7 protein-coding genes are annotated in these 14,597 nt (G+C 47.1%); 6 read left to right on the top strand and 1 reads right to left on the bottom strand.

What is annotated here, in order from left to right:
- Positions 1 to 5: 5 nt before the first annotated feature.
- The 6 genes from mdh (at position 6) to NG795_RS13855 (ending at position 13,455) form a co-directional block, all read left to right on the top strand.
- Positions 6 to 989, top strand: a complete 984-nt coding sequence (gene mdh, locus NG795_RS13880) for a malate dehydrogenase (protein ID WP_367289262.1) — start codon at positions 6 to 8, stop codon at positions 987 to 989.
- A 312-nt stretch (positions 990 to 1,301) separates the two neighbouring features.
- Positions 1,302 to 3,197, top strand: a complete 1,896-nt coding sequence (locus tag NG795_RS13875; RefSeq protein WP_367289261.1) for an ATP-binding protein — start codon at positions 1,302 to 1,304, stop codon at positions 3,195 to 3,197.
- A gap of 539 nt (positions 3,198 to 3,736) precedes the next feature.
- Complete coding sequence (locus NG795_RS13870) at positions 3,737 to 3,919, top strand: hypothetical protein (protein WP_367289260.1); 183 nt, start codon at positions 3,737 to 3,739, stop codon at positions 3,917 to 3,919.
- A 127-nt stretch (positions 3,920 to 4,046) separates the two neighbouring features.
- Entirely contained in the window at positions 4,047 to 4,184 is a 138-nt protein-coding gene (locus tag NG795_RS13865; RefSeq protein WP_367289259.1) for a hypothetical protein, read from the top strand.
- A 621-nt stretch (positions 4,185 to 4,805) separates the two neighbouring features.
- Positions 4,806 to 7,844 carry a PAS domain S-box protein gene (locus NG795_RS13860; protein WP_367289258.1) on the top strand — a complete coding sequence of 1,013 codons (3,039 nt, stop codon included), beginning with the start codon at positions 4,806 to 4,808 and terminating at the stop codon, positions 7,842 to 7,844.
- Between the two features lie 172 nt (positions 7,845 to 8,016).
- Positions 8,017 to 13,455, top strand: coding sequence for a trifunctional serine/threonine-protein kinase/ATP-binding protein/sensor histidine kinase (locus NG795_RS13855; RefSeq protein WP_367289257.1), 5,439 nt, complete (start codon positions 8,017 to 8,019; stop codon positions 13,453 to 13,455).
- 21 nt (positions 13,456 to 13,476) lie between these two features.
- On the opposite strand, the gene NG795_RS13850 is transcribed toward NG795_RS13855, so the two are convergent.
- On the bottom strand, positions 13,477 to 14,415 hold the full coding sequence (locus NG795_RS13850) for an ATP adenylyltransferase family protein (RefSeq protein ID WP_367289256.1): 939 nt from the start codon (positions 14,413 to 14,415) through the stop codon (positions 13,477 to 13,479).
- Between the last annotated feature and the right edge of the window lie 182 nt (positions 14,416 to 14,597).

The following is a 14,597-nucleotide window of genomic DNA, read 5'->3' as shown; positions in this document are numbered from 1 at the left end:
TAATCATGTCCTCCTCTCCCTTTTTTCCTCCCTCTTGTCATCAAGCTCGTGTTTCCATTATTGGTGCGGGTAAAGTTGGCAGTACCCTCGCCCAGCGAGTGGCCGAAAAAAATTTAGCCGATGTGGTGATGTTGGATGTCCTGGAAGGGATGCCCCAAGGGCTGGCCCTGGACTTGATGGAAGCCAGGGGGGTGGAGGGTCATGACCGGCAAATTGTGGGGACCAATGATTATGATGATACGGCGAACTCGGATATTGTGGTAATCACTGCCGGTCGTCCTCGCAAACCCGGGATGAATCGCGATGATTTGATTGAGATTAATGCCAAGATTGTTAAGACAGCAGCTAAGGAGGCGATCGCCCGATCGCCTGAAGCCATCTTAATTGTGGTCACCAACCCCCTCGATGTGATGACCTACGTTGCCTGGGAAACGACTCAACTCCCCTGCCGTCGGGTGATTGGTATGGCCGGAGTTCTGGATGCGGCGCGGTTTAAAACTTTTATTTCGATGGAACTAGGAGTGTCAATCCAGGATATCAAGGCAATGGTCCTGGGAGATCACGGACAATTAATGGTCCCCCTGCCCCGCTACACGACGGTTGATGGGATTCCCTTGATGGAACTGCTGGATGCTCAAACCATTGAGCGAATTGTGGAACGCACGCGCAATGGGGGCACGGAAATCGTAGAATTAATGAAGACCGGGAGTGCTTATTTTGCTCCAGCCTCTTCGGTGAGTCTGATGATTGAAGCGATTTTGCTTGACCAGTCGCGAATCGTTCCGGCTGCGGCTTATCTTCAGGGTGAATATGGGTTACGCGATTTGTTCATCGGGGTTCCTTGCCAGTTAGGACGTCGAGGGATTGCTCAGGTGTTAGAACTCGAACTGGATGAGGGAGAACGGGCGGCTTTCCAGGCTTCTGCTGAATCCGTTGCCCAGCATCTCAAGCAAGCTCACGAAATTTTATCAGGCAGTACCTTGGGTTAAGGCAAGTGGGTTGGCAAATCGGAGGTTTCTAAGGGAACGGGCGATCGCCTTCGGGACCTAGGGAGTCGGTTCAGTCGCAATTAGAAACCAGGTTTCTAGGGGACATCCCTGTTCATGAGTCACCAATTTGGACCAGAAACCCGGTTTCTTATCCTTTTGTGATCCTTTCTATGGATTTGATTCTGTACCGACGCCCGAGAAAGGGGTGGGACTAGAGAACCGATGGGCATTGTGTCAGGTTAAATGAGTTTCGCGGCACACTTTAAGTAAGAGCTGAATCTGAATTCGGTTTGCTCCTTTATACGTTTTGCTATGGATAGTTGTTCTATTTCTTCGATTAAAGACCTCAATGCGGCGATCGCCGCTCAGAATCCTTTCCCTTACCCGGCATCGGTCAGCGATCGCGAAATTTGGCGGGATGACCTTCCCAATCTCAATAGCTTGAACGATCGCATTCGTCAGGTGGTTTTTCAAGCCCTTGAGCGCTCTCGCCAAGGTCGTTCTGCTCTGAATGCGATCGCCGTAACCGGGAATCCCGGTATGGGCAAAAGTCATCTGATCAGCACCCTGCGTCATCAGGTCCAACAAGATGATAGTGCATTGTTCGTTTATATCAATGCCGGTCAATTAACCGATTTAAACCTCCTGCGCTATCAATTTCATCAGCGGGTGGTGGAGAGTTTACGCTATGCCGGTCAAGGGGGCGTCATGCAGTGGCAATGCCTAGCGGCAGCGATCGCCAATCATGCCATTCATGCGATCGACTCCAATGCACGGACCTTTTCTCCCTCCGAACTGATTGCCAAACTCAACAATCACACCCGGGCTAAAAATCAAACTTGGGTGACTCAACTCACGGAAGGATTCTGCAAACTTAAACCGGATCTCGCCGATCCGGATATTGTCCGGGGGATTATCTGGACCCTCTCTAGCACGGAAGCCCCCTACAGTATTAAATGGTTGTCCGGGATGGCGATCGCCCCTTCTAAAGCCACGGAACTCGGTTTACCCAATCGGTCCCGAGACTCCCGCGATGCCGATGCCTGGGAAATCCTCATGCATACCTTAACCCTAATTAGTGCTTATTACCCCCTAATAATATGTTTTGACGAGTTGGAGGCGGCAGATAAAAGCGATACGGGGTTAAAACGAGAACGGGTGGTTGCCAGCATTATTAAACGAATCTGGGATACCTTGCCTCGCGCCTCCCTAGAACAGGGATTGGTCCTATTCAGCGTCATGACGGAGGAAACTTGGCGCAATAAGGTCCAAGCGCTGCCCCCGGGAATCGCCAATTACCTGTGCAAACAAGGTGAACCGATGCAGTTATACCAAATCAGTCCTGATGGCATTGTGGAGTTGGTGCGCCTCTGGTTACAAGGGTTTTATGAACACTACCATTTAACCCCACCTAACCCGGTTTATCCCTTTGAAGCGGGTCAATTGAGGGCGTTAGCGCGGGAACAGTTGTCAGTGCGGGAGATTTTGGAATGGTGTGCGGAAAATTTCCATCCGGTGGAAGAAGACCCCTTTGAACAGGTGGAAGCGGCGTTTGAACGGGAACAAAATTTTCCCGCGACTCCGGACTCTGGGCTCGATAATGGGACAGTCGCTCAGGGGATTTATTTTGGGTTCCAACGGGTTCTGGGACAGAAGATTGCTGGGGTGGCAGTGGAGTCTGTGAGCGATCGCATTCAGGGCGATCGCCACAATCGCGGTTATATTCACTTTACCTTGACCACTCGTGAGAATGGCCGTTTATCCACCCTGGGTGTGGCGATCCTCCAAGAGATGCAGAGCCAAAAAGTGGAAGCGGCTTTAAAACGGTTGGTTCAATATGAAACTTTTGATCTCACCTGTGGCTGTTTAGTTCGCCCTTACGAGCAGGTGATTCCCCCGCATTGGCAAGCATCCCGTTATCTGCAACAGTTCGCAGGAGAACGGGGGGGACAGTGGGTGGATTTGAAAGCCCTGGAGATTCTCCCTCTAATTGCGATTTGGCGAGTGTATCAGCGCCGGATTGAGTATGGACTTCGGGCGGAACAAATTTTTGAGTTTATCGCTTACCGAAAACTCGCCACAGAAAATCCTCTGTTACAGGCGATCGCCCGCAGTACCCTTTCTCCGGAACGGGTCAAAGAGGCGACGCTCACTCCCGAGTCTGAATCGGTTAAAGGGATTAATTTAGCCACCTCTGACACCGTTTAGGGCAAGGATGAGTTGACCCCCACCCTTCACCGCACTGTCCCTGTGGGGTTGAATTTTCAGCGGATTATATCCGGGGAGTCTCTTTGTAAGCGATGATGATGGAGTTCCCTTTTTAATAAGTATTATTACTGAGTTAATTGGGTCGTTTTGCTGTGTAAACTAAAAGGAAAGAAACCGGATTGAGGGCGATCGCGTCTCAGAGAAAAATCAGCGGTTCCAGCCAAATCTCAAACTGTCCTAGTTTTCTCTATCAAAGGGTTTAAACCGCTTAGGCTGTAAATATTAGAACCGATGGGCCCATCCAACCGCCCATCCTTCTGAATTCAGGGAGAATCTACCCACCCTCGGCAATTCAGGTGCTTGTTTCTACTCAACTCTTAATTATAGCTAATCTCCATTGATCGGCCCCTTAACTTAATAATTCTTAACCGATTTTTTGGACTTTTGTAACTTTTGCTTTATAATCTGTTACAGAAGAGAAAAGCAAAGACCAGCGAGGGATCGCCTTGCTGAGTATGAGAACTAGACGAGGAAATGTTATGTCTGAGATATTCCCGGTTATCCTCCTGGCCCTTGGCACGATAGCGATCGCGTACTTCCTAGAGCTATTTGCCGCCATCTTTGGGGATGTATGGTTATTAATCGCCGCCATTCCCAGTTGGTCCTGGACTGTAGTCTTATTATTGGCCGTAATTGCTACTTATAAAGCCTTACCTGAATAAGTAATCATGCTTAATCCTGTTCGGTTAATCCGAGTCCACCCCTCAGAAATCCCCGGACAAATTCTGCACCCAACCATTTTATCCCCCGGGTGGTCAGCCCCATGCCCAAACTGACCCCAATAAATCGGTGGGAATCTATGACTTGGCGGGGTCAATTCAACGGCAACCACCGCCCAATCTTCCCTTTGGGAAATCTCACGATGGCAATATGAGCTATACTGTCGCCGCAGCAATGGCAGAACAGGTCATGAATGCTTCAGATTAAGAGTTGATCGCTACAAAACTCTTTCAACCCTGGGGAATGACGAGGGTCGGTTTTGGACCGATAGAAACTGCTGAGTCCGGCGATCGCGCCGGGAACCCGAACAGGATCATCCCCCCTTGATTGCAACGGCAGGGTCAGTTGATGTCTCTGGGGAAGATGATACTAAATCCGGTACTGATAGACCTATCAGTACCGAATTTAGTATGAACTGGGGTTGCGAGGGACGGATGAAGCCGTTGGTGCATGATTGGTAGTGGGATAGTTTGGGATAGTCTGCCAACAGTCAACGCCACGCAGGGGGGAGAGGCTCAACGGACAAATCTGCTCCTCTGGGAGTTCAATACAAAACAGGTGGGTAATAACCGGATTGGGTATAAAACAGGATATTATTATTAACATAAAATAAATATAAAGACTTTTTTAAAAGCTCTAAAACATTTTTTAGAAATTTTGTCAAGTCTCTCAAGAAATAAATAGGAAGAGTAAGGCGGGCGGGATATCAAATCAGTCCGACTACTCCGGAGAGTAGCGAGTCCAAAAGCGGTTGAAACCTCCGAGTTGTTCCCAAAAATGTAGTGAGTGAGGTAGGCTCCAATGGTCACACAGTCCCAACTTGTCGCGATGCAAAAAGAATACGCTGAACTCCAGAAAAGGCTTGAGGAGAGCGAAACCTTGTTGCAGGTGAGCTTTAGTCAAGCCCCGATGGGTATGGTGCAGTGTGGATTAGAGGGTCAAATTTGGCAGGCGAATCAGAAATTCTGCCAGATCGTCGGATACACAGTGCAGGAGTTGCGATCGCGAAGTTTTGAGGACCTGACCCACCCCGAGGACTTGAATAGAGAATTAGTCTGGGCCAAAAAATTAGTCAAAGGCGAGATTGATAGCTATTCCCTACAAAAACGATATTTGAGAAAGGATGGGGCGATCGCCCGAGTTTCCCTGCGGGTGAATTTGGTCCGGGATGGCAAGGGACTGGCGCATTCCCTCATGGGTTTTATCACAGAAATTACCGATGATCAAGGTAAAATTCACCCGTTCAAAGATGAGGTGAGACAGGAGAAAGCGGAACGGGAACGCGCCGAAGCGGCTTTGCATGAATATGAAGCCCGCTTTGAACGGTTAGCGAAAACTTTACCTGGAATGGTTTATCAATATCGTCAGTATTTGAACCAACCCGGGGAGGATATTTTTACTTATGTTTCCCCGGCTTGTCGAGAGATTTATGAACTCGAACCCGAAGCAGTCCTCAATAATTGTCACTTAATGTGGCAGATCATTCATCCGGAGGATAGTACGGGATTTGCGGACTCCTTCATCCGCGCGGCCCAAACGGGGAAAGAATGGTATTATCAGTGGCGGATTATCACCAGTTCGGGAAAACTGAAATGGCTGCAAGGGGCTGCCAAAAAGTCACCTCAACCCGATGGTGCGATGTTATGGGATGGGATGGTTCTGGATATTACCGATCGCAAGTTGGCCGAAGAGTCGATGCGTCAACAGATCGAGATGTTGGACCAAGCGAATGACTCGATTATCATTCGTGACTTAAACAACCAAATCGAATATTGGAATCAAGGTGCTCAACGATTATATGGATGGAGTCTCACCGAGGTTAGGGGAGAATATATTCATGAGTTTTTGCAGACGCGGTTTCCTGAACCGTTGTCAGAAATTATGGCAATTTGTTTACGCGAGGGGCATTGGCGAGGAGAGTTGGTCCATACCAAGCGAGATGGTACTCCAGTGGTGGTGGAAAGTCGCTGGACCTTGCAACGGGATGAACAGAATCATCCTCGGGCGATTTTAGAAATTAACACGGATATCAGCGATCGCAAACAAGCAGAACAGGCTTTAAAAGACAGTGAAGCGCGCTTTCGGACGACCTTTGAGCAAGCGGCAGTGGGGGTGGCTCATGTGGATTTTGAGGGCCGGTTTATTCGCATCAATCAACGGTTTTGTGACATTGTGGGATATTCCAAAGCAAAAATGTTAGCCCTGACCTTTCAGGAGATTACCCATCCCGACGATTTAGATGTAGATTGGGAATTGGCGCAGCAGGTGAAGCGAGAGCAAATTACTCATTATTCCATTGAGAAGCGCTACATTCGCCAGGATCAGACCTGGATTTGGGTGAATTTAACTGTGGCAATGGAGCAAGACGGGAATTATTGGATTTCGGTGGTAGAAGATATCAGCGATCGCAAGCAAGCTGAATCTGACCGACTCAAAAGTGAGGCTAAACTGCGAGAAAAAGTGGCCCGAGAGGAACTGCTGAATCGGCTGACTTCCCAAATTCGCAATTCCCTGGATCTGAATCGGATTCTGCAAACGGTGGTAACTGAACTACATCGGGTTTTGACTCTGGATCGCTGTTACTTTTTATGGCATGAAACGGAACCGACTGCGGTTTGGTCTTGCATTCAAGAGGCTAAACGGCCCAATTTAGACAGTTTCTTGGGAGAATACCCGATTCCAGAAAATAACTCTTTGTATGGGCAATTGACAGCAGGGGAAATGGTCTGGTGCGATGATTTGGTCCAATCGCCGGATCCGGACTGGCATAGTATTTATTTAGAACAGGGCTTCAGTGCGATTTTGTTAGTTCCCCTGCGAAAAAATAATGGCAAGTTAGGGGTGATTTGTTGTGCCACCTTGGGGGAACCCCGTACCTGGAAAACCTCGGACTTTGAATTGTTAGAGGCGGTCCGGGACTGCATGGAAATTGCCATTTCTCAGGCCCAACTGTATAAAGACGCCACGGCGCGATCGCAAAAACTCGAACAAACCCTCAAAGAACTCCAAAAAGCTCAAACTCAACTCATTCAAAGTGAGAAAATGGCGAGTCTGGGCCAACTGGTGGCCGGAATTGCTCACGAAATTAATAATCCCGTTAGTTTTATTTTTGGAAATATCATCCATGCTAGAGAATATCTGTCGGATTTGCTAGAAGTGGTGGAACTCTATGACCAACATTATCCGAATCCGGGGCCGGAGATTATGGATAAAGTAGAGCAGGTGGATTTAGAGTTTTTGAAGGAAGACTTTTCCAAACTTTTAGACTCAATGGAACAGGGGGCGATTCGCATCCGAGAAATTGTGACTTCCTTTCGGACTTTTTCACGGTATGATGAAGCGGCCCTCAAAGATGTAGAGATCCATTCGGGAATCGAGAGTAGCTTAATGATTCTGAAAAATCGGTTAGACTCTCAAGGGAATCGTCCCGAAATTGAAGTGATTAAAAACTATGGAACCCTTCCGAAGGTCCAGTGTTTTGCCAGCGAACTGAATCAGGTGTTTATCAATATTCTGACCAATGCGATCGATGCTATTGATGAAGCGTATTCTCGCCAGAAAAATCGCCAGGAACTGGGTAAAATCTGGATTCAGACTCAGGTTCTACCGGGCGATCGCATTGCGATCCAGATTAAAGATAATGGCTGTGGCGTTGCAGAAAATGCCCTCCCCCACCTCTTTGACCCCTTTTTTACCACCAAACCCATCGGGAAAGGGACGGGGTTAGGATTGGCCACTAGCTATCAAATTACGGTGGATCGCCACAAAGGTGGACTCCAATGTACCTCCACCCCAGGGATAGGGACGGAATTCACCCTTGAACTCCCCATTCACCAGGACCAATTTCACAAGGATGAAAAAGGATAAAAAAGACTGATAAATATTAGGCATCTCCCCCATCTCCCCCATCCTCCGGATCTCCCCCTCCCCATCGATCCTTAAAAAAATCTCAATCGTCGTTAACTCTCAGAGCAAGCGCGGTAGAATAGAAAGAAAGCAGAACACTTAAAAAAGTGCCAGGGACTGGAGAGACAATATAATGCAAGCGATCGCGGACTATTTGATCACCGAAAAAATTCATGAAAGTATTCATACCCTGGTGTACCGTGGATCTCGGCCCGGGGATGACAGCTCCGTGATGATTAAAATTCCCAATGCTGAATATCCGACTATGGGGGAACTGGTTCGGTTGCGGAATCAATATGCGATCGCCAAAAATCTCAACGTCCCCGGAATTGTCAAACCCTTAAGCTTAGAACGCGATCGCAATGGATTGGCTCTGATTCTGGAAGATTTTGGCGGAATTTCTTTAACAGATTATATCACATCTCATCCCCTTTCTATTTCCGATTTTCTCTATATTGGGATCCAAATTGCCGATGCCTTAGAAGCGTTATATCAAAATCGCATCATTCATAAAGATATCAAGCCGGATAATATTTTAATTCACCCCCTGACCAAACAGGTTAAGGTGACCGATTTTAGTATTTCTTCGCGGTTGCCGAAAGAAACCTTGACCTTGGTCAATCCCAATGCTTTAGAGGGAACCTTGGCTTATATTTCCCCGGAACAAACGGGGAGAATGAACCGATTCATTGATTATCGCACGGATTTTTATTCCTTGGGGGTAACGTTTTATGAACTATTAACGGGAACCTTACCCTTTGCCTCGACGGATGCGATGGAATTAGTCCATTATCATATCGCCAAACAGCCAGTCCCCCCGAACCGAGTAGTTCCGGAGATTCCCGAGGCGATCGCTGAGATTGTTATGAAATTGATGGCGAAAAATGCGGAAGAAAGATATCAAACAGCGGGAGGGTTAAAAGCGGATTTAGAAACCTGTTTGATGCAACAGCAAACCACGGGCAGCATTCAACCCTTTGCGATCGCCCAGCAAGATAAAGCGGCGCGATTCCAGATTCCGGAAAAACTGTACGGTAGATCCGGGGAAATTGAGCAATTAATGGGGGCATTTGAATCCGTTGCCGCCGGGACTGCTCAACTGATGTTAGTGGCGGGATATTCAGGGATTGGAAAATCGGCATTAGTTCAGGAAGTCCATAAACCGATTCTGGCAAAACGGGGTTATTTTATCTCAGGAAAATTTGACCAGTTCAAGCGAAATATTCCGTTTGAACCGCTGATTCAAGCGTTTCGCGATTTAATTCGCTACCACATCCTCACGGAAAGTCCCAAGGCGATCGCCACCTGGAAAAAACAACTCACGGCTGCTTTAGAAAAACAAGCACAGGTGATCATTGATGTGATTCCTGAAGTTGAATTTCTGTTAGGAAAACAACCGGCACTTCCGGAACTCCCGGCGGCTGAATCCCAAAATCGCTTTAATCGAGTCTTTCAAAACTTTATTCGGGTGTTTGCCAATGAACATCATCCCTTGGTGTTGTTTTTAGATGATTTACAATGGGCGGACATCGCCTCATTAAAGTTACTAGAGTTGCTGTTAAGCGACGCAGATTTACATCACCTGCTGGTAATTGGGGCTTATCGGGATAACGAAGTGAGTCCGGTGCACCCGTTGATGTTAATGGTCAATCGTCTCGAACAAACTCAGGGGGTGCCGATCAACCGCATTGAAGTTCCACCCCTGAAGCAAGAGGATTTGAATCAGCTAGTTGCCGATGCCTTAAACTGTCCACAAGGGCGCGCACAAAAGATTTCCGAACTGGTGTTTCAGAAAACTCAAGGGAATCCGTTCTTTGTCACCCAGTTTTTAAAATCCCTGGATGAGGATCATGTACTAGAGTACGATCGCGATCGCGGGTATTGGCAGTGTGATCTCACCCAAGTTAAATCCTTAGCGGTTTCCGAGAACATTGTAGAATTTATGGCGACTCAGTTGCAACGGTTACCGTCCTCCACCCAAACCGTTTTAACCTTAGCCGCTTGTATCGGACATCAATTCGACCTCGCGACCTTAGCGGTAGTCTATCAGCATTCCCTCGGGGGAACTTCAGCCCAGTTGTGGGAAGCGCTGCAAGCGGGGGTGGTGATTCCCGTCAGCGAATTGTATAAATTTTTCCAATCGGATTCGGGGTCTGAGGGAGAAGAACTCAACACCGAAGTCCCTTCGGTGCAGTATAAGTTTTTACACGATCGCGTCCAACAAGCCGCTTATTCTTTGATTCCTGACCCTGAGAAACAAGCCACCCACCTCAAAATCGGACGGTTACTCTTCCAAAATACCCCCGGGGAAGCGGTAGAAGAAAAAGTTTTTGATTTAGTCAATCAATTGAATATCGGGGCCGATTTAATCGAGAGTTTAGGGGAAAAATATCAATTAGCAGCCTTGAATCTGCAAGCGGGACATAAAGCCAAAGCGGCCACCGCTTACGAACCGGCATTACGGTATTTGGAGGCAGGGTTGGCTTTATTGAATCCCACCAGTTGGGGCGATCGCTATGATTTAACCCTCCCGCTTCATCTGGCCGCCGCCGAATCTGCCTATTTGAGTACCGACTTTGAACGCATGGAGTCCCTCGCCCAAATCGTCCTCGAAAAAGCCGAGACTCTCCTGGACAAAATTCAAATTTATGAAGTCAAAATTCAAGCCTACACCGCCCAAAATAAACAACTGGATGCCTTGGCTACCGCCAGAGAATCCTTGGCTTTATTAGGAATTAACTTACCGGAACAGCCCAGCTTTGACCATATTCAAAACGGACTAGGGGAACTGTTTTCCCGGTTAACGGCTCAGTCTGTCAAAGCCTTAAGCGAATTGCCCAAAATGAGCAATCCTGACAAAAAAGCGGCGATGCGGATTCTCAATAGTGCCATTGCTCCCGCCTATCAATCCGCCCCTTTATTGTTACCCTTACTGGTGTTTGAAGAAGTTAAGCTATCCCTCGAATATGGCAATACCGATGAGTCAACTTATGCCTACGCTTGTTATGGATTAATTTTATGTGGCATTGTGGGAGATATCGAAACCGGCCATCAATTTGGGAAATTAGCCTTAACGGTGTTGGCCCAATTCGAGAATCAGAAACTCAAAGCCCGGACGATGATGGTGGTGAATAATAATGTCCGGTTCTGGAAGGAACCCCTCCAGCACACGATTCCCCCTTTATTGATCGGGTATGAGAGTGGACTGGAAACCGGAGATTTAGAATATGCCGGGTTATGTGCTTATAATTACTGTATTAATTCCTTTTTTGCCGGAAAAGAATTGGGCCAGTTGGAAGCGGAAATGTCTTCCTACAGCCTGCTGATGGAGAAATTCAAGCAGACGAATACCCTCAACTATCAAAAAATGTACTGGCAGGTCCTATCTCACTTAATTCGAGGGGCTGATCATCCAGAGCATCTGGTGGGGGAACTCTATAATGAGTTCACTATGTTACCGCTCCATGAACAAACCAGCGATCGCTACGCTTTATGTTGTTTGTATTTGAACAAACTCATTCTCAGCTATCTGTTCAGACAAAGCAACGCCGCTTTTGAAAATGCCGGGATTGCGGCGAATTATTTAGATGGCTTGACCGCAGTTTATCCGTTACCTCTCTTCTATTTTTATGACTCCCTGGCTGCATTGGGTGTCTATGGGAAGCGGCCCGAATCTGAACAAAAAGTGCTGTGGGATAAGGTAGAAGAAAATCAAGAGAAGATGAAAAAATGGTCAGAATTTGCCCCGGATAATTTTCTCCATAAGTATGAATTGGTGGAAGGGGAAAAAGCCCGAGTTAAGGGGGATATTGCCGAGGCGATCGCCGGTTATGACCGGGCCATTCTCCACGCCCGGGAAAGCCAGTATATTCAAGAAGAAGCCCTGGCGAATGAACTCGCCGGTGAATTTCATCTCCAGCGAGGAAATCAACAAATCGCCCAATTTTATTTAACGGAAGCCTACTATGGATATGTGCGTTGGTCAGCCAGTGCTAAGGTGAAATGTTTAGAACAAAAATATCCCTTAGTGTTGGCCCGAGTCACCCAACGCTCAGTGATTCGGCCTTTCAGCATTCAGGAAACTATTTCCTCCTTTTCCACCAGCAGTACGAGCATCAGCCAAAATTCTTCCGCCTTAGATATGACCACGGTGATGAAAGCTGCCTTAGCGCTTTCCGAAGAACTGGTTCTCGATAAATTCCTCAATAAGTTAATGCGGGTCATTCTGGAAAATGCTGGGGCACAAACTGGGTTTTTAATCCTAGAAAAAGAGGGAAAACAAGTCATCCAAGCGGCGGGAAATATTGAGGAAGAGACGGTGACGACTACGATACCGTCTATTGAAATTAGTTGCGCGGGAATTCCTCTGGAAGATTTCTCCTGTTTGCCGTTGAGTATTATTAATTATGTGCATCGGACCGGGGAAGTTCTGGTTCTCAATAATGCAGCGGTGGAGTCGGTCTTTATGACGGATCCGTATATTATCACGAAGAAACCAAAATCAATTCTTTGCTTCCCGATCGCCTACCAAGGCCATACTGTGGCAATTTTATACTTGGAAAATAACTTGAGCACCGGGGTGTTTACCCGCGATCGCCTCGAAGTGTTAAAGTTGCTTTCCTCTCAGGCGGCGATTTCCCTAGAAAATGCCCGATTATACCAGAATTTAGAACAGTCGCTTCAGGACTTGAAAGAAGCCCAATTGCAACTGGTTCAGACGGAAAAAATGTCTACTCTGGGACAGTTAGTGGCCGGAGTTGCCCACGAAATCAACAATCCCCTCAGTTTCGTTCACGGCAATCTGAATATGGCCCTCCAATATGGCGAAGATTTACTGAATCATCTGCAACTCTATCGGCAATGTTATCCTGAACCTGTTGCCGATATCCAAAATCATGCCACGGCGATCGATTTAGAATACTTGCAAGAAGATTTCCTGGAAATGCTGCGGTCCATGAATCTGGGAACCGATCGCATCAAGGAAATTGTCAAATCCCTGAAGAATTTTTCTCGCAAAGACCCTGGAGTGTTTCAAAAAGCGGATATTCATGCCGGAATAGATAGCACTCTGCTGATTTTATCTAATCGCTTGAAAGCGACAGGTTCTAAACCATCCGTCACGGTCATCAAAGAGTATGGAAATCTTCCCTTAGTTTCCTGCTATCCTGGACAACTGAATCAGGTGTTTATGAATTTGATTGCTAATGCGATCGATGCGTTAGAAGTGGGGGTCTCTAATCATTTATCCTCGGTTACCAGGGGTTCATCTGGAGAGAATCACCCTGCACTTTTGCCGAAAGAACCCGAAACTAAAACCATTCGCATTCGGACAGAATTGAAAGAGAATAGTGTCGCCATTCAAATTGCTGACAATGGATCGGGGATGAATGAGGAGGTGCAGCAACAATTATTTCATACTTTCTTTACGACGAAACCGGAAGGAAAAGGAACGGGACTGGGGTTATCCATTAGTCATCAAATTATTGTGGAACGTCATCATGGCAAACTCCTGTGCAATTCCCAACCTGGGGAAGGCACAGAGTTTACCATTGAGATTCCGATTCGCCCTTAAAACCGGCGGGTTTAATCCGGATTAGGACCGAGGAACTCGCCCGACGGTTTCTAATATTTTCAGGGGACCAACTGCTTTGAGAATCTGCATTTCGTGGGAATTCCGGACAAATAGGGAACCGACAAAGGCGAGGGAGTTGATGGAAATGGACTCAAAACTTTCCTGCGATCGCGGAACAATCAGCATCCAGTCTCGGGTCATTAAAAGATTATAAGGACCTGCTTGTTTCGGTGTCGTTTCCCCGGCTTGTAAACCCACAGTTGCTAACAGTTTTAGATAGGATTGGAGGGAGAGTTCCGCTGCTGCCAAGGGATGGTTAAATAAGTCGGGTTCAAAAAAGGTGACGGCACAATCAAAGGGAAAGGCGGCGATCGTTCCCACCCCATCTACCACCGTTGCCGACAGGATTGCGGGTTCCAAAGGAATCCTCGGTCCATCGGAGGCGATCGGCAGAGGGACTAATTGCAAATGTTTGTGTCTCTGACTCGCCCCCGCTTCCTTGCCGCCATTATAAAACCCTAACCCATCAACCTGCTGTAAACAGCCCCACATTGCCTCAAAATCGGCCAAGGTGAGTAACATTTCCTGTTCCTCAAACTCCCGCGTCACTAATAACAGATGATAGTCTACGACATTAAATTTATTTAATAAACAAACATGAGTGGGGGAAATATCGGTGACAAATAAATCGCGTTCATAAGGTAAAAAGGGATTAAATTCTTGACCCGATTTCTGAGTTTTCTCGGCTTCGGATTGCTTGGCCTCCTGCTTGCGAACGAGATTCGACAAAATCCGTACTAAAAAGCGCAGTCCCAGGGTTTCTAAAAACTCAGAATCCGTGGGAATCGATTGGAGTGCACCGGATTCTATTCCATGTTGCGTACAGTGTTTCACCTTAAACCATAGGGTATCTGGTTCTAGGGTGAGGCTGCCTTGCATCCTCGGTTTGTCCTCTAGCATGATGGCAATGTGACGGATAGGATTACCGGATCTACTGTAGAACAGATTCGGACATTTGACTAGACTGGAGTCGGTGGGAACAATTCTATGGTGATCAATTTATCTATTTTATCAGAGGGGGAATAAAAAGTCCAGGATTTTAAGATAAAATAAAAAATATTTTTTTATCCCCAATTTGACAA

The sequence above is a fragment of the Laspinema palackyanum D2c genome, from assembly GCF_025370875.1.
Classification (GTDB): domain Bacteria; phylum Cyanobacteriota; class Cyanobacteriia; order Cyanobacteriales; family Laspinemataceae; genus Laspinema; species Laspinema palackyanum.
The sequence above is the reverse complement of the archived record's forward strand: the minus strand, read 5'-3'. Positions and strand labels throughout refer to the sequence as shown.